The 26,825-nt window shown below is 67.4% G+C and carries 27 protein-coding genes and 1 riboswitch; of the genes, 15 read left to right on the top strand and 12 right to left on the bottom strand.

What is annotated here, in order from left to right; genetic code table 11:
• Window positions 1-13: 13 nt before the first annotated feature.
• From EL493_RS21205 to EL493_RS21190, 4 genes are all read left to right on the top strand, one after another.
• Window positions 14-1,153 (top strand): sensor histidine kinase, encoded by a 1,140-nt coding sequence (locus tag EL493_RS21205; protein ID WP_174436002.1) that lies wholly within the window; start codon window positions 14-16, stop codon window positions 1,151-1,153.
• Window positions 1,150-1,806, top strand: a complete 657-nt coding sequence (locus EL493_RS21200; RefSeq protein ID WP_019047337.1) for a response regulator — start codon at window positions 1,150-1,152, stop codon at window positions 1,804-1,806. Before EL493_RS21205 ends, EL493_RS21200 begins: the two co-directional genes overlap by 4 nt.
• A 92-nt stretch (window positions 1,807-1,898) precedes the next feature.
• Window positions 1,899-2,801 (top strand): CPBP family intramembrane glutamic endopeptidase, encoded by a 903-nt coding sequence (locus tag EL493_RS21195; RefSeq protein ID WP_081723191.1) that lies wholly within the window; start codon window positions 1,899-1,901, stop codon window positions 2,799-2,801.
• An 89-nt stretch (window positions 2,802-2,890) separates the two neighbouring features.
• A riboswitch (guanidine-III (ykkC-III) riboswitch) is annotated at window positions 2,891-2,957 on the top strand.
• Between the two features lie 10 nt (window positions 2,958-2,967).
• Entirely contained in the window at window positions 2,968-3,282 is a 315-nt protein-coding gene (locus tag EL493_RS21190; protein WP_019047335.1) for a DMT family transporter, read from the top strand.
• Window positions 3,283-3,420: 138 nt separating this feature from the next.
• Here EL493_RS21190 and EL493_RS21185 read toward each other — a convergent pair whose 3' ends face one another.
• Window positions 3,421-4,029 carry an MspA family porin gene (locus EL493_RS21185; protein WP_198040973.1) on the bottom strand — a complete coding sequence of 203 codons (609 nt, stop codon included), beginning with the start codon at window positions 4,027-4,029 and terminating at the stop codon, window positions 3,421-3,423.
• Window positions 4,030-4,136: 107 nt separating this feature from the next.
• Window positions 4,137-4,793 (bottom strand): fasciclin domain-containing protein, encoded by a 657-nt coding sequence (locus EL493_RS21180; RefSeq protein WP_022566821.1) that lies wholly within the window; start codon window positions 4,791-4,793, stop codon window positions 4,137-4,139.
• A gap of 258 nt (window positions 4,794-5,051) precedes the next feature.
• Here EL493_RS21180 and EL493_RS21175 point away from each other — a divergent pair, with 258 nt between their 5' ends.
• A complete protein-coding gene (locus EL493_RS21175) occupies window positions 5,052-5,546 on the top strand; it encodes a DUF6764 family protein (protein ID WP_030202314.1) in 495 nt (164 codons plus the stop codon).
• Window positions 5,547-5,749: 203 nt separating this feature from the next.
• Window positions 5,750-6,550 carry a MerR family transcriptional regulator gene (locus EL493_RS21170; protein WP_081723215.1) on the top strand — a complete coding sequence of 267 codons (801 nt, stop codon included), beginning with the start codon at window positions 5,750-5,752 and terminating at the stop codon, window positions 6,548-6,550.
• Window positions 6,551-6,762: 212 nt separating this feature from the next.
• Here EL493_RS21170 and EL493_RS21165 read toward each other — a convergent pair whose 3' ends face one another.
• Entirely contained in the window at window positions 6,763-7,761 is a 999-nt protein-coding gene (locus tag EL493_RS21165; protein WP_019047330.1) for an MlaD family protein, read from the bottom strand.
• A gap of 393 nt (window positions 7,762-8,154) precedes the next feature.
• On the opposite strand from EL493_RS21165, the gene EL493_RS21160 reads away from it, so the two are divergent.
• The 4 genes from EL493_RS21160 (at window position 8,155) to EL493_RS21145 (ending at window position 12,683) form a co-directional block, all read left to right on the top strand.
• A complete protein-coding gene (locus EL493_RS21160) occupies window positions 8,155-9,702 on the top strand; it encodes an MFS transporter (protein WP_019047329.1) in 1,548 nt (515 codons plus the stop codon).
• Window positions 9,703-9,765: 63 nt separating this feature from the next.
• Window positions 9,766-10,725: a hypothetical protein gene (locus EL493_RS21155; protein ID WP_019047328.1), complete on the top strand. Its 960-nt coding sequence runs from the start codon at window positions 9,766-9,768 to the stop codon at window positions 10,723-10,725.
• Window positions 10,726-10,731: 6 nt separating this feature from the next.
• Window positions 10,732-11,481, top strand: a complete 750-nt coding sequence (locus tag EL493_RS21150) for a hypothetical protein (RefSeq protein WP_019047327.1) — start codon at window positions 10,732-10,734, stop codon at window positions 11,479-11,481.
• 164 nt (window positions 11,482-11,645) lie between these two features.
• A complete protein-coding gene (locus tag EL493_RS21145) occupies window positions 11,646-12,683 on the top strand; it encodes an amidohydrolase family protein (RefSeq protein ID WP_036835748.1) in 1,038 nt (345 codons plus the stop codon).
• 10 nt (window positions 12,684-12,693) lie between these two features.
• On the opposite strand, the gene EL493_RS21140 is transcribed toward EL493_RS21145, so the two are convergent.
• The 3 genes from EL493_RS21140 to EL493_RS21130 all read right to left on the bottom strand — a co-directional run bounded on the left by EL493_RS21140 (window position 12,694) and on the right by EL493_RS21130 (window position 15,575).
• The gene (locus EL493_RS21140; RefSeq protein ID WP_022566826.1) at window positions 12,694-13,359 is read right to left on the bottom strand and encodes a TetR/AcrR family transcriptional regulator; all 666 of its coding nucleotides are present in this window, start codon (window positions 13,357-13,359) and stop codon (window positions 12,694-12,696) included.
• 144 nt (window positions 13,360-13,503) lie between these two features.
• Window positions 13,504-14,442: a fumarylacetoacetate hydrolase family protein gene (locus EL493_RS21135; protein ID WP_019047324.1), complete on the bottom strand. Its 939-nt coding sequence runs from the start codon at window positions 14,440-14,442 to the stop codon at window positions 13,504-13,506.
• Window positions 14,439-15,575 carry a VOC family protein gene (locus EL493_RS21130; protein ID WP_019047323.1) on the bottom strand — a complete coding sequence of 379 codons (1,137 nt, stop codon included), beginning with the start codon at window positions 15,573-15,575 and terminating at the stop codon, window positions 14,439-14,441. The genes EL493_RS21135 and EL493_RS21130 overlap by 4 nt, the downstream gene beginning before the upstream one ends.
• Before the next feature lie 141 nt (window positions 15,576-15,716).
• On the opposite strand from EL493_RS21130, the gene EL493_RS21125 reads away from it, so the two are divergent.
• On the top strand, window positions 15,717-16,343 hold the full coding sequence (locus EL493_RS21125; protein WP_030202307.1) for a TetR/AcrR family transcriptional regulator: 627 nt from the start codon (window positions 15,717-15,719) through the stop codon (window positions 16,341-16,343).
• A gap of 16 nt (window positions 16,344-16,359) precedes the next feature.
• On the opposite strand, the gene EL493_RS21120 is transcribed toward EL493_RS21125, so the two are convergent.
• The 6 genes from EL493_RS21120 to EL493_RS21095 form a co-directional block, all read right to left on the bottom strand.
• Window positions 16,360-17,382, bottom strand: a complete 1,023-nt coding sequence (locus EL493_RS21120) for an alpha/beta hydrolase (RefSeq protein ID WP_022566828.1) — start codon at window positions 17,380-17,382, stop codon at window positions 16,360-16,362.
• A gap of 110 nt (window positions 17,383-17,492) precedes the next feature.
• The gene (locus EL493_RS21115) at window positions 17,493-18,191 is read right to left on the bottom strand and encodes a response regulator transcription factor (protein WP_022566829.1); all 699 of its coding nucleotides are present in this window, start codon (window positions 18,189-18,191) and stop codon (window positions 17,493-17,495) included.
• A 17-nt stretch (window positions 18,192-18,208) separates the two neighbouring features.
• Window positions 18,209-19,042: an SDR family NAD(P)-dependent oxidoreductase gene (locus EL493_RS21110; protein ID WP_019047319.1), complete on the bottom strand. Its 834-nt coding sequence runs from the start codon at window positions 19,040-19,042 to the stop codon at window positions 18,209-18,211.
• A gap of 100 nt (window positions 19,043-19,142) precedes the next feature.
• On the bottom strand, window positions 19,143-20,303 hold the full coding sequence (locus tag EL493_RS21105) for an amidohydrolase family protein (protein ID WP_022566830.1): 1,161 nt from the start codon (window positions 20,301-20,303) through the stop codon (window positions 19,143-19,145).
• Between the two features lie 255 nt (window positions 20,304-20,558).
• Complete coding sequence (locus tag EL493_RS21100) at window positions 20,559-21,287, bottom strand: hypothetical protein (RefSeq protein ID WP_019047317.1); 729 nt, start codon at window positions 21,285-21,287, stop codon at window positions 20,559-20,561.
• Between the two features lie 53 nt (window positions 21,288-21,340).
• Entirely contained in the window at window positions 21,341-22,252 is a 912-nt protein-coding gene (locus EL493_RS21095; protein ID WP_019047316.1) for a cutinase family protein, read from the bottom strand.
• Between the two features lie 199 nt (window positions 22,253-22,451).
• Between EL493_RS21095 and EL493_RS21090 the strand changes: the two genes are divergently transcribed.
• From EL493_RS21090 to EL493_RS21075, 4 genes are all read left to right on the top strand, one after another.
• Entirely contained in the window at window positions 22,452-23,219 is a 768-nt protein-coding gene (locus tag EL493_RS21090; protein ID WP_019047315.1) for a response regulator transcription factor, read from the top strand.
• A gap of 5 nt (window positions 23,220-23,224) precedes the next feature.
• Window positions 23,225-24,544 (top strand): sensor histidine kinase, encoded by a 1,320-nt coding sequence (locus tag EL493_RS21085; protein WP_030202304.1) that lies wholly within the window; start codon window positions 23,225-23,227, stop codon window positions 24,542-24,544.
• Between the two features lie 114 nt (window positions 24,545-24,658).
• A complete protein-coding gene (locus EL493_RS21080; protein ID WP_019047313.1) occupies window positions 24,659-25,393 on the top strand; it encodes an LmeA family phospholipid-binding protein in 735 nt (244 codons plus the stop codon).
• A 101-nt stretch (window positions 25,394-25,494) separates the two neighbouring features.
• Window positions 25,495-26,781, top strand: coding sequence for a YhgE/Pip domain-containing protein (locus EL493_RS21075; RefSeq protein WP_019047312.1), 1,287 nt, complete (start codon window positions 25,495-25,497; stop codon window positions 26,779-26,781).
• Window positions 26,782-26,825: the final 44 nt, after the last annotated feature.

The raw sequence follows: 26,825 nt of genomic DNA, 5'->3' as shown, positions 1-26,825 counted from the left end.
TATGCTGAAACCCGTGGTCACAGTCCGACGCCCCCTCTGGGACGAGCCGCGGCCCGCTGACGCCCCACCGATCGGTCGTCTCGACTGGCTGCTGGTGGGCGTGTTCGCGGCCGCCGCCTCCGTCGAGAGCATCGTGCGGCCGGGCTTGGCTTGGCGTCCACTGGTGGCGGTGCTCGCACTGGCGCTGATCCCGGCCTTGCTGTGGCGGCGAAGCCGACCCCTGACGGCCGTCCTGGTCGGGTGGGGAGTCGCCGGGCTGCTCTCGGTCCTGCAGCTGGCCACGCATGCCGGGGACCTCGGCCTCTACTCCTCGATGGCCGTCCTGATCCTGCTCTACTCGCTGGCGCGGTGGGGCTCGGGACGGGAAATCGTCGTGGGGATAGCGTTCGTGACAGCCGTCGTCGCGCTGGGGATGTACGCCTCCTCCGCGGGCTGGGCCGACGTCTTCGGTGGCAGCGTCCTCTTGCTGTTGGTCGTCGCTCTGGCGGCGGTGTTTCGCTATCGCGCGGACCTCTGGCATCGCCAACAGCGCGAGATCCGCAATCAGGAGCGGGTGGCGCTGGCGCGCGAGCTGCACGACACCGTGGCCCACCACGTCTCGGCCATCGCGGTGCAGGCGCAGGCCGGTCGCGTGGTCGCCGCCGGCCAGCCGGAGAAGGCCGCCGAGATCCTGGCCGCCATAGAGTCCGAAGCGTCACGAACATTGGCGGAGATGAGATCGATGGTGCGGGTGCTGCGTGAGGACGAAGCGGCCGCCTACGCGCCGCAGCCGGGTGTCGCGGACCTGCCCACCCTGGCGCGCGCCGACGCGACGCTCACCGTCGAGGTCTCCCTGGACGGCTCGTCGACCCGGCTGCCACGGCCGGTGGACGCCGCGCTCTACCGGCTCGCGCAGGAATCGCTGACCAACGCCGTACGGCACGCCCGCAGCGCGACCCGCGTCGGGATCGCCGTGCGCCGCGAGGGCGACACGGTGCGACTGCGGGTCAACGACGATGGCACGACCGAGCCGGGGCGAGTCCCGGAGCCCGGATTCGGCCTGCTGGGCATGGCCGAACGCGCCCAGCTCCTCGGCGGATCGCTGTCCGCGGGGCCCGGGCCCGAAGGCGGTTGGGTGGTCGAGGCCGTGCTGCCCGTGGCGGAGTCGGCATGAGCATCCGCGTGGTCGTGGCCGACGACCAGGACTTGGTCCGGGCGGGGCTGGTGCTGATCCTCGGCGCGCAGCCCGACCTCGAGGTCGTGGGGGAGGCGGCAGACGGGCTCGCCGCGCTCGATCTGGCGACCAGGCTGCGCCCCGATGTCCTCCTGGTCGACATCCGCATGCCCGGCCTCGACGGCATCGAGGTGACGCGACGCCTGGCCGGAAGCGGCGTCACGCGCCCGCTGGCGGTCATCGTGATCACCACCTTCGACCTCGACGAATACGTCCTCGGCGCCCTCCGTGCCGGCGCGCGCGGGTTCCTGCTCAAAGACGCGGGGCCGGAGCTCCTCGTCCAAGCCATCCACGCAGCCGCGGACGGGGACGCGCTGATCGCGCCCAACGTCACCCGCCGACTGCTGGCGACCTTCGCCGACCAGGCGCCGGTGGTGCCGGTCCAGCCCGTCGACCCGCTCACCGAGCGCGAGGAGGAGGTGCTCGCGCTGGTGGCCCGCGGCCGGACCAACGCCGAGATCGCCACCGAACTCTTCGTCGGACTGAGCACGGTCAAGTCCCACGTCGCCTCGCTGATGGGCAAGCTCGGCGCCCGCAACCGCGTCGAGATCGCGATGTGGGCGTATGACACCAGACGCGTGAGAGCCGATTAGCGAGTACCGACCGCGGTAGGGGGTCTTTTCAGGGTGAATTTCCGGGTCTTTCCAGGATCCGGAGACCGGAAACAGATTGCTACGGTCCGTGCATGAACCGAGATTCCTGGTCTGCGACGACGAATTCTGTTCTGCGTCGCCGGATTTCGACTGCTGAAAGATCGAGTGTCACCGACGTCGCGTGGTTCTTCGCAATCGCCATCGGGCTGTGCTACGCACTGTCCGTGCCGATGGTCTTTCGGCTCGTTTCCACGGATTTCGACAACCTGATCGTTCCGATTCTTCAACTGACCCCGCTGCTCGCAGCGACCATCATGTGGCTGGCCCGACGACCCGGAACGTTCCGGGAGACCTTCGCCACCGGGTGGCAGGGCACACCCACCTGGGCAGGCATCGGCATCGGCCTCATCACCGTGATCGCCGCCATCCAGACCGCCGTCGCACTGGCATTCGGAATCTGGCCGCTCAACCCCCTGGACGAGATCTTGGTGGCGACGGTCTGGATCATTCCGGTGTTCCTCATGCAGTCGCTCTTCGCCATCGGCGAGGAGTTCGGCTGGCGCGGCTGGCTGGCCACCCGTGCCGCGTCCTGGGGATTCTGGCCGCTGGCCTTCGTCAGCGGTGCGGTCTGGATCGTCTGGCACCTGCCGGTGCTCGCCGTCATCGGCGATCGCCCAGCGTGGGACATCGTCATCTATTTCGCGGGCATGCTGCCGTGGGCGCCACTGTTGCTGGCACTGCGCTGGCGGTCGGGGAGTGTCTGGCCGGCGGTCATGACGCACGGCGCTATCAACAGTGTCCGGGTGTACCTCCTGCAATCGGTGCCCGACGCGACAGATCATCTGCTCATCGAAGTGATCGGCTGGATGCTGACTCTCGCGGCCACATTGTGGTTGATGCGCACGAACCCGGTGCCGGTTGTCCAGGGCGCCACCGAAGCTCGTGCCCTTCCACACCTCGGCGTCGACGACGATCCGGCGTCCCGACGGCGCTGACCAAGTTCGCAGCATGAGTGCCGTTCTCCCGTTGCTGGTGAGGCGAACCACCATCGCTTGCCGCTCGATAGCCGGCGTGCCATGGTGGAGGTGAGCCCGGGGATCGGGCTTCCGGACGAGGGGTGCCGTACCCGGAGTGCGACAAGACGGCCCGAGGAGGGCTGCGATGTCGTGGATTCTGCTTGTCGTGTCCGGTTTCCTGGAAGCCGTGTGGGCGACCGCACTGGGCAAATCCGAAGGTTTCACCCGGCTCGTGCCGTCGGTACTGTTCTTCGCCGCTCTGCTGGCGAGCATGGCCGGATTGGCGATCGCGATGCGCGAACTACCCGTGGGCACCGCGTACGCGGTCTGGGTGGGTATCGGCGCGGTTCTCACGGTCGCCTACGCCATGGCCACCGGAGAAGAGCCGGTCACGATCTTCAAACTCGTATTCCTGACCATGATCGTGACCGGCGTCGTCGGACTCAAACTCGCCCACTGAAATTCGATCGCCGATTCGTCGCCCTGACGCACTGGGAACCGAAATCCCGGTGGGGCCGGGGGACCATCCTTCCAGCCATCCGCGGCCGATTGCTCGGATCGGCCGAAACTCGATCGTCGGCGAACGGTCGTCCGGCGCTCAGAGCCAGATCGGATCGCCGAATACCGCGCCGGAGTCGTCGGCCTTCGTGGATTCGAAGATGACGTAGGTGTACTGCCGGATATTCACTGGTCCGACGCACGAATTGACCGTGAGATGAAAGTCCCGGACTCCCAGGCTTATCGTATCTCCGGGAACCATCTTCTTTTCGGCTATCGGAACGTCGACGATTTCACCAGGACCGAGTTCCACGGTCGCGACCGGGCCGACGTTGAGGTCGTCGACAGCATTGTCGGAATTCGAGTCGACGTAGACGTCGGGTTCGACGCCGACTGTTCCCGAGCTCAGGTTCACCGCGCATCCCACGTGGTACCCGACCATGATCTTTCCGCCGTCGCCGCCGTCGAGCCGACCGTAGGAGACGCTGCTGACCAGCGCCTCCCGGCTCGTCGCCAGCATGTTCAACGGCGCAATCCGATTGATCACCTCGTTGCGATTTCCGACGGTGAAGGTGACGCCGTTGGGCGACACATACGACGCTTCGTGGGGTGCCATGACGACCATGTCGGCATGTGCTGGGGAGGCGAAAATCGGCATGACAGAAACTCCGAGTGCGGCAGCGACAGTCGTGAGAATTCTGAAGGGCATTTCCACAGGGTAGACATCGAATTCTCGACCGTCCGGGAGAAACGCGGTGGCCGAGTCTCCTCCTCTGCCGACCTTCGCCGCCGCGCTGTCGACCGAGCGGGCGACCGCTAGCTGGTCGGTGGCGTCAGCACGCCGTCGATCAGGTAGACGGTCGCGTTCGCGGTGTCGACCCCGCCACAGATCACGCCGGCCTTGTCGACGGTCAGCTGATCGCCCGATTCCGTCACTGTGACCTGCGATCCCTGGACGGTCGTGTGCGTGCCGACGACGGCGTCGGGTGCCAGCCGTCCCGGGACGACGTGATAGGTGAGAATGCTGGTCAGCAGGGCCGAATCCGTTTTCAGCGTTTCCAGTGTGGCGGGATCGAGTGCGGCGAATGCGTCGTCGACCGGCGCGAACACGGTGAATTCGCCGCCGTTGAGCGTGTCGACGAGGTTGACCTGCGGATTGAGCTGGCCGGACACCGCCGCGGTGAGGGTGGTCAGTAGTGGGTTGTTCGCGGCGGCGGTGGCCACCGGTTCCTGCGCCATCGCGTCGATGGAGCCGGGTCCGCTCGGAACCTGCGCGGCGTAATCTGCGCAGCCGGCGCCGACCAGCCCGGTCATGGCGCCCTCGTCGCGCGCCTGCATCGTGGTGGTGGCGGTTGTCGTCATCGTGGACGCATCGGTGCCGCCCGAGTCGTCGGAGTCGGCGCAGGCCGACCCGGCGATCGTCATCGCCGCAAATACCGCGACCAGGGCTCCGGAGTGCTTTCGAATCATCATGTCGTGCCTTCCTGTCGGGGGCGTAGCCCCTGTCGGCCGACGGCGCATGATCTGGTGTTGCGGGAATGCTGTCGGAGCCGTGGCTCCGCACTGCGTCGTTGGCCGTGCCATTGTTTGTCCTACTGCATCGATTCTGCATCATTTCACGTGTAGTGTGAAGCCTCAGAGGGATCTCGTAGACGAGATATTTCAACGGCCGACGGCGCTGCGGGCGGTGGAACGGCCATGACCATGAGTGGAAGCGAGGAGATCATCATGATTCGGTTGACTGCTGGACGCGCCTTCGGGCTTCTCGTGAGTGTGGGGACGGCGACCCTGGGTGTTATGGCCGCCGGACCGGCGGCCCATGCCGCGCCGGCCGCATCGTGCCCGGCGCCGGGCGTCTCGTCGGTGCAGGCCGGTGCGGGTGATGCGTCGTGTTCGGCGACAAGTGCCGAGGGTGCTGCGGCGGCCGCGTACGGACTCGGCGGCGTCGCCTCCGCCGCGGCGGAGCCGACGAGCTTGTCCCTCGCCATCGCGCAGAACGGCGGTACGGCGACGTCGAGTTCGACATTCCTGTCGGGCCCGGCCGCCGTCGCGGTGGGGCCGGGCGCGCAGGTGACAACGATCGGGGTGCGTCCCGGGCTGTCCATCGGGATCGCCGGACCCGGCGCGCAGGTCACGGTGACCGGCGTGACCACCCCCACCTGTACCGGCGGACCCGCGTTCGCCGGTGACTTCCAAACCCTGCAGGGCTGCTTGTCGCTGCGCTGAGGTCCGCCGACCGGCCTGCGCCGATCGCGGCCGCCGGCATGCCGGACGACGAATGTTCGGCGCCTTGTTCGGTCCAGCGCGTCGGGATCGCCGCAGTTCGGTGGTGCGGAACGTACGCGATTCGTCGAAAGTAGGTGACCTTGAGCGAAAGTGGCGCAGGCGGAGGTCCGGCGCCCGGCTACACCGTCGGAGCCGTGGCGGCCATGCTGGGCATCCCCGTCGCGACGCTGCGCAGCTGGAACCAGCGATACGGCCTCGGCCCCGCGCGTCATCGCCCGGGCACGCACCGCCACTATGCTGTCGGTGACGTGGCGATCCTGAGCCGGATGGCCGATCTGGTCCGCGCCGGCGCGAGCCCGGCCGTCGCGGCCCAGACCGCTCGCGTCGAAGCGGAATCTGTGCCGACCCTGGGTGACGTGGGCCCGGTATCGGCTGCCGCCGAACAGCTTCGGGTCGCCGAACTCTCGACCGCGATCACCGCCCACCTGACGCATTTCGGCGTGGCGACCACGTGGCGCCTGCTGTGCCGGCCTGTCTTCGCCGATATCGTCAGCCGTCAGGATCGCGGTTTCGGCCTGATCGATGTGGAGCACGTCCTGTCGTCGGCGATCATCGCCGGGCTGCATCGCGTCGTGCCGCCGATGCGCAGCGTGGCGGGACTCGCTCCGGTGCTCCTCGCGTGCGCGCCGGGCGAGGAGCACGTGCTTCCGCTGGAGGTGCTGCGCGCGGCGCTGGCGGAGGTCGGTGTACCGGCGGTGCTGCTCGGCGCCTCTGTCCCGGGCGGCGCGCTGGCCGACGCCGTGGCGAAAGCGCGCGATCCCATCGTGGTGTTGTGGTCGCAAACGGCTCGCACCGCGGTCGACGAGCCGATTCCCGCCGGGCTTCCTGAGCCGGCCCGGCTCCTCTTGGCCGGACCCGGATGGCCGGCGGCGGTCGGCGCGCCGTGGCTCGGCTCGCTGGAAGAAGCCGTCACCGAGATCAGCAGGCTGGCCCGCATTCGTTGAGCCACCCGCCGAGGAAACGTGGCGTAAACGATGCATGCGATCGCCTGGGTGACCGGGATGCTCCAGCATGCCGCCACCGGTCGTCGTCATCGCACAGGGGCCGACCCGGTCATCGGATGCCGATCGCCCATTCCAAGCCTGGCGGCATCGTCGTATTCGGGGGCACCCGCGCAGATTCTCAACGGGACAGCGCCGTTGCTGCTCAGCGGGAACTATTTCGTGAGGCCGAGCAGCGCTGCGGTGAGCCCGTAGTCGGGGCCGAAGTCCTGCATGTTCCCGGTACGGCAGCCATCCGCGCGCATCTGGATCCGCTCACAGAACACGCTCACGATCTCGCCCGACAGGGCTGGGCCGATCAGTGCGTGGGTGCGGAAATAGCGTCCGTCCTTGTCCATCGTTCCGTCGATGTTCTGCATCAGCAGCGGCACGATGTCGACGATCTCGATCATGGCGCCGGAGTTGGCGCGCAGCTGGTTGGTGACGTTGGTCAGACCGGTCAGCGAGGTCGACAGTTCGTCGGTGTGCGCGCCGAAGGTGGTCGAGGTGTTGGTCAGGAATGTGTCGAGCTGGTCGAGGGTGGCTTGCAGGCCGGGTGCTTGCTCGGCCAGCAGGGTGGTCATCTGGGTCATCCGGTTGCTGAAGTCGCGCACCGACTGGTCGTTGTCGGCCAGCATCGTCGTCAGCTCGTTGAGCTTGATGATGATGGTGGAGATCGCGTCCTTGTTGTCGATGCCGACCTTCAAGGCGCTCGAGAGGGCGTCGAGGGTTTCGCGGATCTTCTGGCCGTTGCCGTTGAGGACGGGGTAGAGCACCCGGCCCGAGAGGGGGCCGAGGCCTTCGGAGCCGTCTTCGGGCTCGAGTGAGGCGGAGAACTGGTCGATGGTCTTGATCATCGTGTCCAGCTCGACGGGGGTGCGGGTACGTGCTTTGGGGAGGTGTTCACCGGTTTTGAGCGATTCGCCGCCGGTGTAGGGCGGGGTGATCTCGATGTGGCGGTCGGTCACGATCGAGGGCGAGATGATCGCGGCGATGGCTTCTTTGGGGATCTTGACCCCGCCGTCGATGCTCATGTGGACCTCGACGTAGGTGCCCTTGGGCACGATCTTGTCGACCTTGCCGACGGCCAGGCCCAGGACCATGACGTCGTTGCCCTCGTACATACCCGCGATGTTCTCGAAATCCGCGGTGATCTTGGTGTCCGGAGTCGGCACAGGCGAACAGCCGCTGAGCGCGACTGCGGTCAGTCCGACCGCTACGCACAGCCATCGGAACCTGTTTCTGGCCACCATGAGCGGGTCCCCTTCGAACACGATAAGTGATGAGATGATCACAGATGATAGGTGCCCGACCGACACGTAGTGATGACTTCATCAAATTTGATTCAAGACTCGCGCAGTCGAGCGTCGTGGGGATGATTCGCGTCACTCGCGCCCGCCGCGCTGTTGCGTCCACTGAATGGGTGCGTCAGTATTGATGAAATGGTCACATCGGTTCCGATGGTCCGAGCTCCGTGGATCGGTGACCGGACAGCCTGTTCAGTGAACCGCTTTCCGGAGACGGCCATGCGTCCTGCTTCGAGGTTGTCACCCCTGTCAGGAGGAGAGATGGAATACGAACCAGCCGCGTCGCCGCCCACGTCGGGGTCCGGCACCGCGGTTGCCGGGCGCGCGGGCACAGCGGGCGTCCTCGTCGCGATGTGCACCTGCCTGGTGCTGGTCGTCGCCTCGGTGTCGGCGCTCAACCTGGCGATGCCGGACCTGGCCGTCGACCTGTCGGCGTCCACGACGTCGTTGACCTGGATCGCGGATGCCTACACTGTTGCTCTGGCCGCACTGGTCCTGCCGATCGGTGCGCTCGGCGACCGATTCGGCCGGCGGAACATCCTGATCGGGGGCACGATCGTCTTCGCGATCGGGTCCCTGGCCGCCGCCTCGGTCGACACGACCGAACTGCTCATCAGCTGGCGCGCGGTGATGGGCGTCGGCGCCGCCATGATCATGCCAGGAACGCTGTCGACCATCACGGCGGCCTTTCCCGCCGACCACCGGGAGCGTGGTGTCGCGGTCTGGTCCGGATTCGCGGCAGCGGGCGCGATCATCGGTCTGCTCGGCGCGGGACTCCTGCTCGAGCAGTGGAGTTGGCGCTCGATCTTCGTCGCCGGTGCCGTGGTCGCCGTGCTCGGTGGGCTGCTGGCACTGATCCTGGCCCCCGACACCAAAGACGCCGAACGGCATTCACTCGACCATCCGGGGGCATGGACCAGCGCGGTGGCGATCGGCGCCCTCGTCTACGGAATCATCGAGGGCAGCGAAGCCGGCTGGACCAGCTGGCGCGTCCTGGCGAGCCTCGCGGTGTCCGTGGTCGCATTGGCGTTGTACGCGCTTCTCGGGCTCCGCAACAATCACCCCTTGCTCGATCCCCGGCTGTTCGGCATCCCGGGATTCCGGGCCGGCGCGATCACGATCCTGGTCCAGTTCATGGCCGTTTTCGGGTTCTTCTTCGTCGGACTGCAGTACCTGCAGCTGATTCTGGGCTACAGCCCGCTGAAGAGTGCCCTGGCGCTGGTGCCGATCGCGGTGGTGGTCCTGCCGACCAGCGTTCTCACTCCGCGGTTGATGCGCATGGCCGGGATCAAGGCGGTCATGGGTGTCGGGCTGTTGCTGCTGGCCGCGGGGATGCTCGCGTTGGCGTTCCTGGAGGTCGACTCCGGCTACCTCCCGTTCTTCGGCGGCCTGATCGTGTCCGGACTCGGCGTCGGCCTCACCAGTACCGTCGGCACCGCGGTCATTGTCGGATCATTGCGAACCGAGCAGCAGGGTGTCGCCTCGGCGATGAACGACGCGACTCGCGAAGTCGGCTCCGCGGTCGGCATCGCGCTGATGGGCTCGGTCTTCGCCAGTCACTACAAGGCGGGATTGCCGTCGATCGACGAGTTGCCGCCGGAAGCCGCGCACGCGGTGGAGTCGTCGCCGGCCGCCGGTATCCATGTTGCGGGTCTGATCGGTCCGCAGGGCCCGGCACTGGCCGACGCGGTGCGGTCGGCCTTCATCGACGGGCTCACGGCGTCGTTGATCGCGGTGGGCGTCATCGTCGCCGTCGCGGGAACCGGCGCGCTGCTGTTCGCGCCGCACCAGCAACCCATTCCGGAATAGATGCGGCGAACGTCTGTGTACGCGCCGGATCGAGGGAATCGAATCAGAAAGGAGCGGTTGGGGATGTCGAATCTGCGCCGCCTCGTCACCGTGCCCGCGATCGGGGTCGTGCTCTCCGCCGCGCTGCTGGCCGCCGGGTGCGCCGTCCCCGGCGGGACGCATCAGGGCGACGGAAGTTCAACGGCCGGAACGCCGCACGACACGACGAGTGCCGTTCCGGTGGAGGCGGTCGCACCCGGCGACGCCGGACATCGATGGGCGGCTGCCGGCTCCGCCGTCTTGACGCCCGGCATCCAGTCGAATACGCAGGGAGCTGGGCAGTGCACGACGAACTATGTCTTCGTCGACGACGCCGGTGGGGTCTATCTCGGGCAGGCCGCGCATTGCGCCTCCCTGGGCGAGTCCACCGAAACCGACGGATGTCAGGCCACGAGTCAGCCGCTCGACACCGCGGTGCAGTTCACTCGCCACGGCTCACCCCGCGGCGCCGGCACCGCCATCGGGACCGGCCGGCTGGCCTACAGCAGCTGGCTGACCATGCAGCAACTCGGTGAGGCGGATCGAAACGTGTGCGCGTACAACGACTTCGCGCTGATCGCGATCGACCCCGCACACGTCGATCAGGTCAACCCGAGCCTGCCCTACTGGGGTGGCCCCACCGGGCTCAACACCACCGGGACGCCCGCAGGGGACCGTGTCTACAGCTATGGGAACTCGAGCTTGCGCGCCGGACTCGCGGCTCTGTCGCCCCAGCGAGGCGAGAGCTTCGCCGATGACAGCTCTCTTGGCGGTTGGTCCCACGCGCTGAAATCGCCGACCCCCGGCATCCCCGGCGACAGCGGCGCCGCCTTCCTCGACAGCGAAGGACGGGCCGTCGGCACGCTCTCCACACTGGGGATCGGGCTCCCCATCGTCAACAACATCGGCGACATCAGTCGTGAACTCGCCTACGCGCGAGCGCATTCCGGAATCTCCGGACTGCGCCTCGTGCTCGGAACCGAAGCATTCGACCCCAACCGGTGACAAGGAGTGGACAACGTGATGGCACGACGACGAACTGAGCGGTGGTGGGCCGGCCTGGTGGTCTGCGCCGCGTTGCTGGCCGGGGGCTGCGCCGCCGGCACCGCCGGGCTGCCCTCGGGCACGCAAGCGAGCTCGGACGAAGGGCGGGATCAGCTGCTGCTGACGTCGAGTGAACTGCCCGCTGGATCTTCCCCGGTCGAAGTATCGGAGGACCGGATCGCCGACGGATTCGCCACCGCGGCGGGGATCGCCGACTGGAGCACCACCGCCGGACCGTTGACCGTCACGCCGGCAGAATGCGGCTCGGCGCAGAAGGACCTCGCGAATCAGCTGCAGCAGCTCACCGGCAATGCGTCGTTCGCGGGCGCGCAGACCGTCGATGGCATCGTGTTCACGGAAGTCATCTCCGGCAGTGCCCTAGACCTGGCCTCGATCTCGGACATCCTGGCCCGATGTGGACAGATGACAGTGTCCGCATCGGTATTGGGCAAACAAGTGAGCAGCACGAGCGTGGATATCTCGACCCTGTCCACGCCTGGTGATCTGAATATGCTGGGTGCCATCGCATTCCACACCGTGGTCCGTTCCGATGTGGTCGGGCAGCAGGCCATGGCCACGAGCTCCTACACCGGGTGCGCGGTCATCGGCGGCATGACCATCGTCGTGCGCGCCGAGAATCTGGCCGGGGGCGGCGAGGGCGCGTTCGAGGACGTCTTCAACTCGGCCGTGGAGAAGGTGCGGGCTGCCACGCAGTAGCTCCTGTAGTGGCTGTGCCATCGACGGGCGTTGCCGGTCCGGCTGCAGGAATCCGCAACAGGAGGGTGCGTATGACCAATCACTCATATATGATGAAGCTATCAACACCTCCGGGGCCTGCGTCACGTGACGTACGCCTCGGCGACGAGAGAAAGCTGCTGTTCATGGATCGGATCGACGTACACCAGCACCTGATACCGCCTGTGTATCGGGAGGTGCTGGTCGGTCAAGGGATCAGCGCCGCGGGTGGACGCGAGGTACCGGCCTGGTCGGTGGACTCCGCCCGGGAGATGATGAACGAATCCGGGATCGGTGCGGCGGTGCTGTCGGTGTCGACGCCGGGAACCAGCTTTCTGGCCGATCCGGGCGAGGCCGCGACCCTCGCCCGGGCCGTGAACGACTTCTCCGCGGCCGTCGCCGCCCAGGAGCCCGACCGCTTCGGCTTCTTCGCGACGGTGCCGTGGCCGGATGTGGATGCGGCGGCCGCGGAGGCGACGCGGGCACTGGACACCCTCGACGCCGATGGTGTGGTGCTGCTGAGCAACGCGCGCGGCGTGTACGTCGGGCAGCCGGACCAGGACGCGCTGTTCCGGGTGCTCGACGAGCGCTCGGCCGTGGTGTTCGTGCATCCGGCGGATGTGCCGGGACCGACCGTCGACGGAGTCCCGCCCTTTGCCACCGACTTCCTGCTCGACACGAGTCGCGCCGCGTACCTGCTCGTCCGCAACGATATTCGCCGACGCTATCCCAATATCCGGTTCATCCTCAGTCACGGCGGCGGGTTCGTGCCATACGCCGCGCACCGGATGGCGCTGGCGATCTTCAGCGAGACCGGGCGCAGTCCCATCGAGGTGCTCGAGGAGTTCGCGAGCTTCTACTTCGACACCGCGCTGTCCTCGAGCGCGGCGGCGCTGCCGAGCTTGCTGGCCTTCGCCGATCCCGGTCACGTGCTCTACGGCAGTGACTGGCCTTTCGCGCCACAGGCAGCAGTAGCCTGGTTCGATGCCGGACTGGGGGAGTTCGACGGCGTCGACCGAGAGGCTCGAGACGCGATCCGTCACGGCAACGCGGCCGCGTTGCTTCCCCGCTTCGGCGGAGCGCCGGCCGCCGTGCCGACGGCTCCGCTGCTGACACGGACGCGCCGTGAGCTGCGCAGGCGCGCCTTCGGCGCAATCGCGCGGGCGGCCTCTCGACGGGCCTGATCCCAGCGGCCTATGTCCCGGTCTGCAGGGGCAGGTCGGGGTTGGTGGGCAGCTCGGGCAGCGGGGCGGAGCTGAGGCGTTCCGCGGACCGCTTGTTCATGCCGAACATGCGCAGGGCTCGATAGGTCATCTCGTCGGCGAGTGCGGCCGCGTCCGCGTCGGGTTTGGCGTCGAGCAGCTGGAGCAGACCGAGCAGTGCCCCGCCCGCCGCCATGATGGCGAGGTCGGGATCCATCGGTTCGAAGCGCCCGGCCTCCTGAGCGGCGATGATGTCCTGGCGCGCGCTGGGCGCGAGTCCCTGATCGCGCAGCATCACTCCCATACCGGAGTGCAGGACGACACGCACCATTTCCGGGAGCTGGCGTTGCAGCCGACCGGTCAGCCGGAAGCTGACAGCGAAGATCTCCGCGGGGTCGTCGTAGCGGGCCACGATGTGATCGCGCATCTCGTTGTAGACCTTCAGCGCGGACTGGACGGCCTCGTCGAAGAGCTGTTCCTTGGAATCGAAATGGTTGTAGAAGGAGCCGAAACCGACGTCGGCGGCATCGGTGATCTCCTTGATGCTCACCGCCGACTGGCCTTCGGACAGGAACTTTCGTGCGGCGCCGAGCAAGGCATTGCGCGTGCGTTCCCTGCGGCGATCGGTACGCGTGGGTGCGGTCTGTTCGGCTGTCATCTGCCCTCCACCTCGAGTTGCCGCAAGAATCATAACTGATCGTAGATTCAGTACCGATTCGTACGCAGATTTGTGATGATGGCGGCTAGGGCCGGATCTGTCACCGAGGCGCGTATTTCGGCCCGAACGTGCTGGTTCGGGTGACTATCGCGCGTATCGCACAGTGGTGCGTTGCGTGCCGAGGTCGATGGTTCCGTCGTCGGTGCCGATCGTCGCTTCGATGACGTCACCGTCCTGGAGATACCTCGGATTCTTGGCTTGGCGGTCGAAGAACAGTTTCCATTTGAGCTTGGGTGGGAGCATCGCGCCGAGGATCTCCACCGGCTTGGCAGGCGCGCTGATCGCGGTCCCCACGGGCGTGCCGGTGAGCAGCAGGTCGCCGGGGTCCATGCGCTGGAACCGGGACAGCGCCCGCACCGTCTCGAGCGGCCGGTAGATCATGTCGGCCACGGTCATGTCCTGGCGCTTGTCGCCGTTGACCCACAGTCGCAGCCGCAGGTCGGTGAATCGATCGAGCTCGCCGTCTTCCAGGAGAACCAGCGCGGGTCCCGTCGGGGTGAAGGTCGGATACGACTTGCCCTCGTAGTACTGGGTTTGCGGCAATTGCACGTCGCGCGCGGAGATGTCGTTGGTGACGACGAGCCCGGCGATGTAGTCGGCGAGATTGCCGGCGTCGACCTCGGTGCCGACGGGCAATTCTCTGCCGAACACCAGCCCGATTTCGACCTCGTAGTCCAGCAGCCGCACATGGCTCGGACGAAGGACATCGTCGTAGGGCCCGCTGATCGATCCCGATGCCTTCCGGAAGAAGGTGAGTGGCACCGAATCGGGATCGCCGCCGGAATCCCGTACGTGGGAAGCGAAGTTCGTCATCTGGGCGACCACGCGGCACGGGGCCGTCACCGGCGACAGCGGTACGAGTTCGTCGACCGGAACCAGGGCGGCGCTGTCGGCGGCATCAACGATCGCGGCCCGGTCGGCGAGCAGTTCCGCGGTGGTGGTGGCGCCGGTCTCGATGCGGGCCGCGCCCGCGTCGGTGCGCAGCCACCAGCCGTCGATCGTCCGGAGGACGGTGTGGGTCATGAGCGAGCTACTTTCATCAGGCCGGCGAGGCGGCCGAGGTCGAATTCGTTGTTCTCGTCGCGGAGTGCGCCGAATATCGCGCCGAGTTCTGCCGCGGCGTGCCGGCCGGGTGCGACGCCGAGGAAGTCGGCGGTGGCCGGTGGTCCCCACTGCGCGAGACCCGAGGCGGTCATCGGTGCCCAGCCGGGTGCTTCGGTGTTGTCGAACAGGTCGCCGTCGCTGAAATGCTCCACCAGGAACCCGTCCGGATCGCGCCAGTAGTCGAAGATCTGACTGCCCTGGACGTGCCGGCCGATGCCCCAGGAATGGCGATAGCCATGGTCGTGCAAATAGGCGCCGCCCGCCGCGAGGGTGTCCAGGTCGGGGACCTGAAAGGCCGAATGCACGTACCTGTTGCTCGGTCCGAGGGTCAGGGCGAGGGTGTGGTGATCGGTCGGGACCGGCCCGCGGTCGCAGCGGATGAAGCTCATGACCGGGCCTCGGTGGCGTTGCCCGGCGTAGTAGAGGAAATCGCTGACGATGAGGCCCAGGTATCGGAGGTACCAGTCGAGGGTCTGCCGGAATCGCGTGGTCTGCACGACGACGTGCCCGAGTCGCTGGATCGGCGACGGCTCGCGTGGCGGCCGTTGTGGCCGGTTGATTCGTGTCGCCTCGTCTCCTCGGTTCCAGTCCAGTGGGGCAGGGGTCGGCAGGGGATCGAGCGGATGCGTCTCGGCGACCACGCGCACCCGGAGTCCGCTGGGGTCCGTCGTAACGACCGCCCGGCCACCGAGTGATTCGGAGAGCGGGAACGGTCTGGTGTCGAGGGCTGTTGCCAGGCGCTCGAGATCGGCGGGATCGGCTGCGTGAAAGGCGAGGCCGGTGAACCGTGAGGTGCCGCCGCGGCGGATCCGGACACACGGAGCCCCGGTGTGGGCGCCACGGAGTTGCAGTTCGTGCTGGTCCCGATGCGCGGTGCGGAAGCCGAACGCGTGGGCGAAGGTCTCGGCGCGTTCCAGATCGGGCTTCTCGAATTCCAGCCAGGCGAGGTCGAGGACCTTGATGACGGGATTCTGATGTCTGCCGGGGTGTTCGCCGGGTAATGCGCCGAGTTCGCTGTGGACTCCCGCGTGTGCGTCGCGACGGCCGTGCATCCGTGACTCCTTACGCTCAACTGACGATATCATCATTCAAGACGTAGTGATCAGTCAAGGCTGGTTGGATGATAGCGTCAAGTATGAGATAGCCATCATTGATGCGAGGTCTGCGTCGACGGATCGGATGTGGAGGGCGCGATGGAAGACACTGCGGGTACCAATCGTCTGGAGCGGCGAAAAGCGCGAACCCGCGCCGCGCTCGTAGCGGCTGCACAGGTCTTCATCGCCCAGGGTCGGCTCAATGCCCCGATCTTGGAGATCACTCAGGCGGCCGACGTCGGCATGGGATCGTTCTACAACCACTTCTCCAGCCGGGAGGAGCTGCTGCAGGTGGCGGTGGGCGAGGTTCTCGACCGGCTCGGGGGAACGCTGGACGAGCTGACGGCCGGGATCGATGATCCAGCGCATGTCTTCGCGCAGAGCTTCCGCCTGGCGGGTCGGTTCCATCGGCGTGAACCCACCGCGAGCAAGGTTCTGCTCGCGGAGGGGCTCGTCTACGCGGGGTCGGACAAGGGCGTGGCCGCGCGAGCACGCCGCGACATCGAATCAGGTGTGCGCGCGGGACGTTTCGTAGTCCGCGATGCGGAACTCGCGCTGGTGATCGTGTCGGGCGCCGCGTTGTGCCTCGGGCAGTTGCTGCACGAACAGCCGGCTCGCGACGACGCGGCGGCCGTCGATCAGGTGGCCGAAGACCTGCTGCGGATGCTCGGGTTGAGCACGGACGAGGCGCGTGACATCAGCCGGCGCGCCCTGCCCGAGATCTGAATCGGACATGAATGATTCAGCCGATGGCGCTGGACAGGGTCGGGAGCATCTTGCCCACCTGGGCTTCCCAGTACGGCCAGGCGTGGACACCGGCGGGCGGGAAGTCGTAGGTCACGGTGGACGCTCCCAGCGTCGTCATTCGCGCCTGGAAGGACCGCGAGTTGCTCAGGGAGAGGGTCTCTAGCGCGGATCCTTCCGCGGCCGCCTTGCTCGGTTCGCCCGCCTCGGTCGGCACTCCGGTGGCGGCCGACACCCAGACCCTGGTCCCGTTCTTGATCAAGTCCGGCGCGAGGAACATGGGATCCATCCGTTCCCATTTGTCCGAGGTCGGCGAACTGATCATGCAGGCGATGTTGTATCCGCCGGCCTTGGCCATCGCGGCGGCGATGGCGCCGCGCATGCCGGGTGCCGACGGGGTGAGATAGCCGGACAACGATGCGGCGTAGCTGAACTGGTTGGGGTGATGGGCCGCGAGCGCGAGCGCGGCGCTGCCGCCCATCGAGAGGCCCACCACGCCGTTGTGGACCGGGGACAGGCCGAGGCGTTCGTCGAGCGCGGCCGGCAGCACCCGGGTCAGCAGCGTCTCCCAGGTGTAGGTGTACGACTTGCCTGGGCCGGTCTCCGGGAAGGCCGCGGACTTGTCCGCGATGTCGGACGGCGAGGTTGCCGGAAGATCCGACGGGCGGTCCCAGTCCATGTAGAAGCTGGACTGCCCGCCGATCGGCAGCACCACGTTGATATTGTGCGCGGTCAATGTGCGAGCGATATCCGTTTCGATTTCCCACCCGTTGAGGTCTTCGCGCGCCCACATACCGTCGAGGGCGTAGACCACGCGCTGCGTATTTCCGTCCGCGGCGCGAAATACCCGGCTCTTGACGGGGCCCATGTCGGAATCGACCCAGAAGTCGACGCCGGCCGGATCGAAGGCGGCGTTCGCCCGCGGCACCGTCGTATAGACGAGAAGCACTGCGAGCGAGGAGAACAGGGACAGCCGCAATGTCATTCGGGCGAGCGCGATCAACGCTTTGTCTCTTTCCATGAGGAGTGATCGGATACGGTCGCAGGACCGATCGGCCGGGCGACGCCCGGCTCGAATCGGATCCTACGGCGCAGATATGAAGATTCTTCTCGCCGGATTCTGAGGAGAATTTAATCCAGGTCGTTTCTCAGGACGTATCCGGCGCCGTGGACGGTGTGGATCAGCCGACCGTGGTCGCCGAATTCCAATTTCCGCCGGAGGTGGGAGATGAAAACCTCGACCACGTTGCTCTGGGTGGGAAAATTGTATCCCCACACCAGTTCGAGGAGCTGTTCCCGGCTCAAGATCCGACCGTGGTGCCGCGCGAGAATATGGAGCAGGTCGTACTCACGCCGGGTCAGGGTGACTTCCCTGCCCGCGATCGTGACGCGTCGAGCCGAGTCGCTGATCCGCAGCGGGCCGATCTCGACAGCGAGCGTGTCGACGGCGTGTGGACCGCGGGTACGTCGCAGTACCGCGCGCAGGCGAGCGGTGAGTTCCTCGAGGATGAACGGTTTCACGAGGTAGTCGTCCGCGCCGGCCTCGAGGCCCGCCACCCGCTCGGTGAGGCTGGTTCGCACGCTGAGAATACAGATGGGCACGTCACTGCCGAGCGCACGCAGCGCGCGGATCACCCCCAGGCCGTCGAGTTTCGGCATCTGCAGGTCGAGGACGATCGCCGCGGGCCGGTGGATTCTGCATGCGTGCATCGCCTCGACCCCGTCGGCTGCTGTCTGCACCTCGAAGCCGAGAAGCGTCAGCCCGCGTTCGAGCGACTCGCGTATGTTCTCGTCGTCATCGACCACGAGAATCGGTTTCGAAGCTGTCACCGCCGTGCGGGACTCCGTCACGAGGGCAGGCCGACCAGCCGGTCACCGGCCGCGCGCAGACGTTGCCCCAGAGCAGGCTCCTGCGCCGCCGCCGAGGGCAGACGCAGCTCGCCGTCCTCGAAATAGCCTCCCGTCACGCCGGCGAAAGCGGGATCCGTGGCCAGTTCGGTGAGCCGGCGGGCCCCGTCGGCGGCGGGGATCATGTGGACGCGCTTGACCACTGCCACGATCGGTCTGGCGAACCAGGGCGCCTTGTTCCATATGCCGGTGGCCACCATTCCCGGGTGCACCGCGTTGACGGTCACTTCGGAATCCTCGAGTTCCGCGGCAAGGCTGCGGGCGTAGATGACGTTGGCGAGCTTGGATCGCGCGTACGCCGACATGATCGAGTATCCGTGCCGGTGCGGGAGATCGTCGAAGTCGACCTCGCCGCGGTAGTGCGCGGTAGAGGCCGTGATGACGATCCGAGCCGATCCCGCGGACAGCAGCAGAGGTTTCACCGACTCCGTGAAGAGATAGGGGGCGAGGTGATTGACGGCGAGGGTCGCTTCGTGGCCGTCCTCGGTCAGGGTACGCGCGGCGAAGACCGCGCCCGCGTTGTTGATCAGGACATCGAGGGTGTCATAACGGCTACGGACGGTCGTCGCGAGCGATCGTACCGACGCCAGCGACGAGAAATCGGCTTGGAGCACATCTGTCCGGGCAGCGCCCGCCGCGCGGACTCGCGCTGACGCGGCGTCCAGCCGGGCCTGGTCGCGGCCGACCAATACCAGATGCGCGCCGGGGGCGAGTTGGGTGGCGCACTCCAGGCCGATACCTGACGTTGCGCCGGTGATGAGAATTGTCGGCACGACCCCTCCGCGATCGAATCGATGGTGATGGAGTTTTCCTCGACTTCGGCTCGGATACCGCCGGGCGCGCTGAATCGCGTGCGCCCGGCGGGCCGCCGAGTCAGCCCCCGTTGATCGCCGCGGCCAGCCTGGGAAGCTGTCGCAGCGGGGCGTGATGCTCGACCTCCATGCGCTGCTCGGCGTCGAAGATCTCGCTGAGTCCGGGAGCGGGGTCGTGGGTGCCGGACTGCGGCAGGGTGGTCGCGCTGAAGGGCCAGTCGGAGCCGAAGACGATGTGATCGCGGCTCGTCACGGCCGACACCGCCGACATCGCGGCGCTGGATCCGCTCAGCGCGGTGTCGTAGAAGAAGCGCGAGATCTGCGCCTTCGCGTCGAGCAGGGACGGCTTGTCCAGACCCTGGGGCCAGTTCTCGCCGACCGTGGTTTCGGAGGCGACGCCGACGCGCCAGGACAGGAACGGCAGCGTGCCGCCCGCGTGGGAGAGCTGGAACCGGATGTTGGGGTAGCGCTTGGTGACACCGGTCAGCATCATCATCGTCGCGGCCCGGGTCGTGTCGAAGGTGTACTCGATGAGGAAGTCGGGCAGGGGCAGGCTGGGCTTGGCGTCGTCCGCGATCGCGGCGGGGTGCACGAACACGTAGGCGTTGCGCTGGTTGAGCGCCATCATCAAGGGCTCGTAGCGCGGGTCGCCCAGGTAGACGCCCTGGTAGGCGGACAGCAGCACGATGCCGTCGGCGTGCAGGACATCGAGGGCGTAGATCGCCTCGGCGACCGAGGCGGCGATGTCGGGCATGGGCAGCACCGCGAACGAGCCGAAGCGCGTGGGGTACTGCCGGGTGAGTCCGGCGACGTACTCGTTGCAATAGCGAGCCATGTCGTTGGCTTCCTTGCCCGGCGCCAGGAACCCGACGCCGGGGTCGGAGACCGACAGGGCCTGGGCCTGGATGCCGTAGTAGTCCATGAACTGCATCGCGGACTCGGGCGACCACTCGGGTGTGGGGTAGCCGCCGACGGTGAAGTGCCCGTGCGACAGCAGCGCCGCGCGGTAATCCGGCGGCAGCACGTGCGTATGCAGGTCGATGCGGTACGTGCCGGTGGGCGCGGCGTACTGGGCGCGGGCCGTTCCCGCCGCGCCGAACTGTGTCGACGAGCCGAGGGGCAGGGCTGTCGCCGCGGCTACGCCGAGGGTGCCTGCGACGGCGCCACCGAGCATGCGGCGGCGGCTCACGCCGGCGCGCGACGGGGTGTCGGATTCCTTCACGAGTACGTTCTTCCTTTCGGTCGGTTCGGTCGCATCGCGGATCCACACCCGGCCGGGTCGGCACGAACGGAATCCGCGGCGGACGGCGCCACGTGGTGGGGAGGGCTCGATCGAGCTGATCGAGCGAAGCGATGCGCCAATCGCTGATGAAAGTATCAGATGCGATCCATCTCTTCATCGAACCGGTGATCATGGGTCTGGACGGGCGTGCCGGGCCGATGATGTGGTCGGCCCGGCACACCGGGCTTCGGGTCGCTACTTCGCTTGCTGCTCGCTCTTCTGCTGCTGTCCGCTCTGGACGGACGGCTGGTTGATCGTGGTGAAGTACTGAGCCGCTGCGAAAATCGCCACCGGTGCTGCGATCAAGAGCTGGCCTGCCAGCACGCCGAGGAAGCCGCCTGCAGCGACGCCCGCGATGCAGCCCTGAACGTCGGCGGGCAGTCCGCTGAACATGGTGGCGAGGGCGCCGGTCAGGGAAGCGCCGGTGACGCCGCCGATGACGCAGCCGACGGCCGCGCCGCCGATGCCGCCGGCGATCGCCCCAATCGAGGCACCGAGTCCGATGGTGCTGGTCATGCGGCTCCAGGCGTCCTTCTCGCGGTCGTAGTCGTTCTTCCAAGTGGCCTGATCCTCGTACGGAAGCGCGACCGGCTGATACTGGGCCTTGTCGAGGGTGAACTGCGGTGTCAGGGTCGCGGTCCGCTCCTTGATCTCGGCTTCGATGGGGAAGACGAATTCATCGACGCGGAAACGCAGTTCGGTGCCGGCGAGGACCTTGCCGTCGGGCGCCTTGACCTTCAGGGCACCGTCCTCGACGACCAGGGAGCCCGCGTCGATCTGGATGAGGGTGTTCGTGTCGGTGGTGGTCGTCGTGTAGTGCACGACGCCGAGGTCTTCGGGCGGCGCGGCATGGGCGGTGCCGATGCCGACGGCGAGCGCGCCGATCAGGGCCGCGGAGACGGCTGTGAGGCGTGTGATGCGCATTGGTGTTCTTTCTGGTGGTGGTGGAGATTCCCGGGGCGGGACTGGGTGGTGGCTCAGCCGAGAGCGGCGAGCCAGTGGTGGAGCCACGACACGGCGGTCTGACCGCCGCCTACCGGATAGCTCCCGTAGGACATGTGCGTTCCGGATCCGTAGAAGTGCGCGAGCTGACGGGCCCGCTCGTTCCGGGTCTGTTCGCTGAGCTCGCCCTGCTCGTCGGCGGATCGCAGGGCGGCCAGCATGTCGGCCGCTCTGGTTCGGTAGAGGGGGAGGTCGTCGGGGTGATCGTCGGAGACGGCGGCCAAGCCGGCGGCGACGGCGACGATGAAGTCCTCGTCGTCGGTGGAGCAGTAGAGGTCGCCGACCGCGCAGATCGTGCGGACCCGGGACGTGATCGACCCGAACCCGCCCGGTCGGGCCCCGCGCACGCCGACGCCGACGGCGAGCGGGCCTACCTGGGCATCGGCCTGAGACCGCTGTGGATCGGAGAGCAAGCCGACCGCTGACAGCCGATCCGGGGGCACCACGCCCTGACCCCGCCCGATTTCCGCGGCCAGGTCACCGGCGGCGTCGGCGCCCTGGCTGTATCCGACCAAGGCGAAGGTCGTGTTCGCGCAGCGCTCCGCGGTGGTGCGCACCATCTCCCGTGCGGTGTCGACGGCGGTCTTCTGCGATGCGCCGTACACCTTGCCCTCCCAGGGGAAGGCGGTCGCGGGGTAGTCGACGTAAGCGACCTGTTCGCTCGCGGGCAGGCCGTCGGTGACACCGGCGAGCATGCCGGGACCGCTGGTGTGCCGTGTCGGTCCGGTTTCCCACGTGCCCGGTATCGCGACAACGTAGACGGCGGGGCAGCCGGGGTCGGCTCCGGCCCTGCTCGCGGTCGTGCCGGGGAGGGCGGTGCCGGTGGCGAGCGCGATGACTGTACCGGCGGTCACCGCGACGGCCGCGGCGTGCACGTTGATCCGCACGTGTCTGCTCCTTTCGTCGATCTGCGTCGGTGGATGGACTCGGCAGGAGCGTGACCGGCGTCATCGGCGATGACACTCACTGCTGGTATAAACCGTCACGCATGATGATCTGATCAGTCAATCGTCGTCAGAGAACTCTCAAGCAATCGGTAGACCTCCGACAGGAAACCTGTCCGACCAGCAGAGGAAGGGGCTTCGGATGAACGTGGCGACCACGACGCGCGCGACGCCGACGCGCGAGGCGAACGCCGACGAGGTCAGCGCTGAGGCTGGTGCGTGCGGGACGGTGCTGATCGTCGACGACGACGTCGATGTGCGGGAATCGCTGGCACGCGGCCTGCGACTCCACGGATTCGGGGTGCGCGTCGCGGCCGAGGGCGCGGCGGCGTTGTCGGCCACCCGCACGTACCTGCCCGACGTCGTGGTACTCGACATCGAGATGCCGGGCCTGGATGGCCTGTCCTTCATCACGGCGCTGCGGGCATTGGGCAGCGATATCCCCATCTGTGTGCTGAGCGGCCGCACCCGGGTGACCGATCGAGTCGAGGGTCTGGAGCTCGGCGCCGACGACTACCTGACCAAGCCGTTCGACTTCGCCGAACTGACCGCGCGGTTGCATGCCCTGCTCCGCCGCCGCGGCAGCGGGTGGAGTGCCGCGCAGGAATCGGTCACCGTGGGTGCGCTGCGCATCGACTTCCCGGCACGGCTGGTATCGGCGCACGGCCGGGAGGTCCCGCTGACCCGCCGGGAATTCGACGTGATCAGCATGCTGGCCGTCCATCGCGGCTCGGTCGTCACGCGCGACCGGCTGCTGGAGACGGTGTGGGGCTACGACTTTCGGCCGCAGACGAATGTCGTGGACGTCGTCGTCGGCCATCTTCGCCGCAAGCTCGAGGCCGACGGCGCGCCTCGCCTCCTGCACACGGTGCGTGCGGTCGGGTTCGTCCTCCGAGAGGAGGGGGCGTGAACGCGATGCTCTCGCTGCGAACGCGAGTGGCGGTGGCCGCCGCGACGGGGACCACCCTGGTCGTCGGAGTGCTGGCGGTCTTCCTGTTCGTCGCCATCGAGCGGAACAACATCCGGCATGTCGATGAACAGCTGGACCTCATGACCGGGTTGGTCGAAGCCAATGTCGGTACAGCCCAGCTGTTCATCGGCCGGTTGAGTGACGGTGGCGTCGCCGCGATCACCCTCCGTCACGACGGCACCGTGCTGGCGAGCACGTCCACCGAGCTTCCGCGCCTCCCCGCGGGGCACCAGACAGTGGTCATGGCCGATGCCGGCTACCGCGTCAAGACGATGGAGGTGGAACGGTCGGCCATCGGCCCGCACTCGGTGTCGGTCGCCGCGCCGTTGTCCGCGGCGGAGTCGGTGACCCGTGAGCAGCGTCGGCATGTGCTCCTCGCCGGCGCGGCGGCGATCGCCGTGGCATCGGGATTGGGCTGGATACTCGGTGGCCGGGCGATCCGGCCGCTGGTCGAGCTGACCCGCCGGATCGATGCGGGTGCACGGCTCCCCGAGATGGGTGGGTGGTTCCGGATCCGGGAAGCCGAACAACTCACCACCGCTGTCCGGTCGATGCTCGCGCGCATCGATTCCTCGCAACAGCGGACGATGTCGGCGCTCGAGACTGCCAGGACCTTCGCGAACTCGGCCGCCCATGAGCTGCGAACCCCGCTCACCGCGATCCGCACCGATATCGAGATCGCGCGCGGTGTCGAGATGGGACCCGAAGCGCGCGCGGAGATCCTCGGCGACGCGCTGCGAAAGCACCGCCGGGTGGAATCGACCTTGGTGGCATTGGAACTGCTGGCCGCCGGTGAGCTCACCTCCGAGCACGCGAACGAACCGGCCGACCTCGTCGAGCTCGCCTACCTGGCGGTCGCGGACGCGGAACGTCTGCATCCGGAGATCCAGCTGGTCGTCACCGGTGACGACCGAGTGGACTGCCGCTGCTCGCCGGCCGGGGTCCGGCTGATCCTCGACAACGCGATCACCAATGCGGTCCGCCACGGTCGAGCCACCCGGATCGAGATCTCGGTGCGACGGGCCGGGCGGCGGGTGGTGCTGGCGGTCGACGACAACGGTTCCGGTCTGCCCGAGGACGAGCTGGCAGCGGTGTTCGCCCGGTTCCGGCGTGGCACCGGCGCCGCGCGGGAAGGGTCGGGCCTGGGGCTCTCGCTGGTCGCGCAACAGGCCGAACTGCACGGCGGCCGGGCGCAGCTGATGCCCGGCGGACTCGGTGGCCTGCGGCTCGCGGTCGAGATGGCCTGCCCGGATTCCGGTAGGTAGGTGGGCGACATCACCCAAAGAGACATAGTCGGTCAGCTATGATGATTTCGTCAATAACGTTCGGGAGGGCATGTCGTTCCCCGGGATTCGCCAGGGGAGTCTGGAGAAGGATGTATGAAGCTGCGAGAGCTGGATCCCGTCGATCGTGATCACGCCCCGGTCCGGAGTGCGCGCCGACGAGTCGCGCGAGGTGCCGCGATCGGACTCGTCGTCGCGCTCGTGCTGGCGACGATCGGGATCGCGTCCGCCGAGCTGTATCTGCGAAACCGCATCGAGAGCTGCCTGACTACCGGTCTGCGCGACGACCTCGGCTCCTCGGTGGAGGTGGACCTCGGTCTGCGACCTGTCGTGCTGAGCCTGATCGACCGGCGGATCCCGGAGCTGACGGTCGACAGCGGCGACGCGCAGTTCGGTCCCGCTGTCGATATGGCGGTCCACGCCACGCTGCATGACGTCTCGATGGCGGAGGGGGACGACTCGGCCACTGTGAGCGGCTCCGAGGCGCGGGTGGACTGGAGCACCGGCGCGATCGAGCGAACGCTGCACGGCCTGGCCGGCGACGTCAGGACATCGGCCGCCGACGGCACGGTCGATGTCACGGGGGTTGTCGGCGTGGTGTCGGTGCGGCTGCGTCCCTATGTCGACAACGGTGTGATCCGCGTCGAGATCGTCTCCTCCCGTGGTGTCCCGCCGCAGCTCGCGGCGGAAATCGCCGACCTGTTGGCGGAGAGTCTTCGCGACTATCCGCTGGGGTTGCGGCCGCAGTCGGTGACCGTGACCGACTCGGGAATCCGGGTCGAACTCCGCGGTGGCGGTGCGGCTCTACCGGCGTCCGGCGACACATGCTGATCTTTTCATCAGGATTGCTTGACCTGCGATCAGGCAGTGGCCGATGATCAGGCGGGTGGGTAGCGACGAAGTTGCCGAACTGTCAGCAAAGGAGCGGTTGCATGGCGATCACCGGTAACAACCTGGCGAGGTGTCTGCGCCCCAGCGCGGTGCTCGCGGTGCTCGCGGCGTTGCTGGCCACCATGTATCTGGGATACATCGTCGACCCGGAGAAGAACCTGCACGATTTCCCGGTCGGGCTGGTCAACCTCGACGTCGGCGACGTGGTGGGAGGTCAGCAGGTCAACGTGGGTGACCAGATCGCGGCCTCGATGGCACAGCAGATTCCCGCCGACAAGGTCGACCTACGGCAGATGGGCCTGCCGGAGCTGCATCGGGAGATGCTGAACGGCACCATCTACGGCGCCGTCGTCATCCCGAGCGACTTCACCAAGCGTCTGTCGATCCTGGGCACGGCCAGCGTCGTGCCCGGTGATGTCGAGCGGCCCGTCATCACCGTCGAAACGAACCCGGCCGCCGGAGCCTACGCGACGCAGATTCTGCTGCGCATCACCACCCAGGCGACCGACGCGGCCAATCGGGAGGTGGGCGCCCAGCTGCTCGATCAGGTCCAGGGTGAGCTCCAGTCGGCCTCGGACGCGCCCGCTACCCAGCTCTCCGGCGTGAGCCGCCTCGGTCTGGCCGAACCCATCTCGGTCGTGGTCGTGCCGTTCCGCACCCTGCCCGACGGCGCCGGTGGGGGATTGTCGGCGTTCTTCTACACGCTGCTGCTACTTCTCGCGGGATTCACCGGCGCAATGATCATCCACTCGATGGTGGACTCGTCACTGGGATTCGCGCCGACCGAATACGGGCCCTGGTATGTCCACTACCCGCCGACGCCGATCTCGCGCGTGCGAACGCTGCTGCTCAAATGGGGCATCCTGGTGGCCGTCGCGCCGGTGGTGTCCGGCATATACCTGGCCGTCGCGACCCTGCTCGGGATGTCGATCCAGCGTGCGCCGATGCTGTTCCTCTACGGGATCCTCGCGATGGTGGCGGTCGGCGTGACCGCGCTGTCTGTCCTGGCGATCTTCGGCGCGGCCGGCCTGCTCATCAATCTCATCGTGTTCATCGTCCTGGGTCTGCCGTCCGCGGGCGGCACCGTGCCGATCGAGGCGACACCGCGGCCGTTGGAGTGGCTGTCGACCTTCGAGCCGATGCATCAGATCTTCATCGCGGTCCGGGCGATCCTCTACTACGACGCGCGAGCGAGTTCGGGTCTGGCGCAGGGGGTGTGGATGGCGCTGCTCGGTTTGCTGATCGGGCTGGTCATCGGCCTCGCCGCGACCAGCTTCTACGACCGGAAGGGACTGGAACGACGATCCGTCTCGACGGCCGGAAAGTAGGGAACCCGGTGCTGCCGACCGGCGTCGACCATGTCACGGTCGAC

It is taken from the genome of Nocardia asteroides (genome assembly GCF_900637185.1).
Lineage (GTDB): Bacteria > Actinomycetota > Actinomycetes > Mycobacteriales > Mycobacteriaceae > Nocardia > Nocardia asteroides.
The sequence above is the reverse complement of the archived record's forward strand: the minus strand, read 5'-3'. Positions and strand labels throughout refer to the sequence as shown.

Bases quoted from the DNA above. Each gene is read 5' to 3' on its own strand.
- EL493_RS21200 (WP_019047337.1), top strand. From the start codon at position 1,150: ATGAGCATCCGCGTGGTCGTGGCCGACGACCAGGACTTGGTCCGGGCG.
- EL493_RS21195 (WP_081723191.1), top strand. From the start codon at position 1,899: ATGAACCGAGATTCCTGGTCTGCGACGACGAATTCTGTTCTGCGTCGC.
- EL493_RS21190 (WP_019047335.1), top strand. From the start codon at position 2,968: ATGTCGTGGATTCTGCTTGTCGTGTCCGGTTTCCTGGAAGCCGTGTGG.
- EL493_RS21185 (WP_198040973.1), bottom strand. From the start codon at position 4,029: ATGCCCTTCAGAATTCTCACGACTGTCGCTGCCGCACTCGGAGTTTCT.
- EL493_RS21180 (WP_022566821.1), bottom strand. From the start codon at position 4,793: ATGATGATTCGAAAGCACTCCGGAGCCCTGGTCGCGGTATTTGCGGCG.
- EL493_RS21170 (WP_081723215.1), top strand. From the start codon at position 5,750: ATGCTGGGCATCCCCGTCGCGACGCTGCGCAGCTGGAACCAGCGATAC.
- EL493_RS21160 (WP_019047329.1), top strand. From the start codon at position 8,155: ATGGAATACGAACCAGCCGCGTCGCCGCCCACGTCGGGGTCCGGCACC.
- EL493_RS21155 (WP_019047328.1), top strand. From the start codon at position 9,766: ATGTCGAATCTGCGCCGCCTCGTCACCGTGCCCGCGATCGGGGTCGTG.
- EL493_RS21145 (WP_036835748.1), top strand. From the start codon at position 11,646: ATGGATCGGATCGACGTACACCAGCACCTGATACCGCCTGTGTATCGG.
- EL493_RS21140 (WP_022566826.1), bottom strand. From the start codon at position 13,359: ATGACAGCCGAACAGACCGCACCCACGCGTACCGATCGCCGCAGGGAA.
- EL493_RS21135 (WP_019047324.1), bottom strand. From the start codon at position 14,442: ATGACCCACACCGTCCTCCGGACGATCGACGGCTGGTGGCTGCGCACC.
- EL493_RS21130 (WP_019047323.1), bottom strand. From the start codon at position 15,575: ATGCACGGCCGTCGCGACGCACACGCGGGAGTCCACAGCGAACTCGGC.
- EL493_RS21125 (WP_030202307.1), top strand. From the start codon at position 15,717: ATGGAAGACACTGCGGGTACCAATCGTCTGGAGCGGCGAAAAGCGCGA.
- EL493_RS21120 (WP_022566828.1), bottom strand. From the start codon at position 17,382: ATGGAAAGAGACAAAGCGTTGATCGCGCTCGCCCGAATGACATTGCGG.
- EL493_RS21100 (WP_019047317.1), bottom strand. From the start codon at position 21,287: ATGCGCATCACACGCCTCACAGCCGTCTCCGCGGCCCTGATCGGCGCG.
- EL493_RS21090 (WP_019047315.1), top strand. From the start codon at position 22,452: ATGAACGTGGCGACCACGACGCGCGCGACGCCGACGCGCGAGGCGAAC.
- EL493_RS21085 (WP_030202304.1), top strand. From the start codon at position 23,225: ATGCTCTCGCTGCGAACGCGAGTGGCGGTGGCCGCCGCGACGGGGACC.
- EL493_RS21080 (WP_019047313.1), top strand. From the start codon at position 24,659: ATGAAGCTGCGAGAGCTGGATCCCGTCGATCGTGATCACGCCCCGGTC.
- EL493_RS21075 (WP_019047312.1), top strand. From the start codon at position 25,495: ATGGCGATCACCGGTAACAACCTGGCGAGGTGTCTGCGCCCCAGCGCG.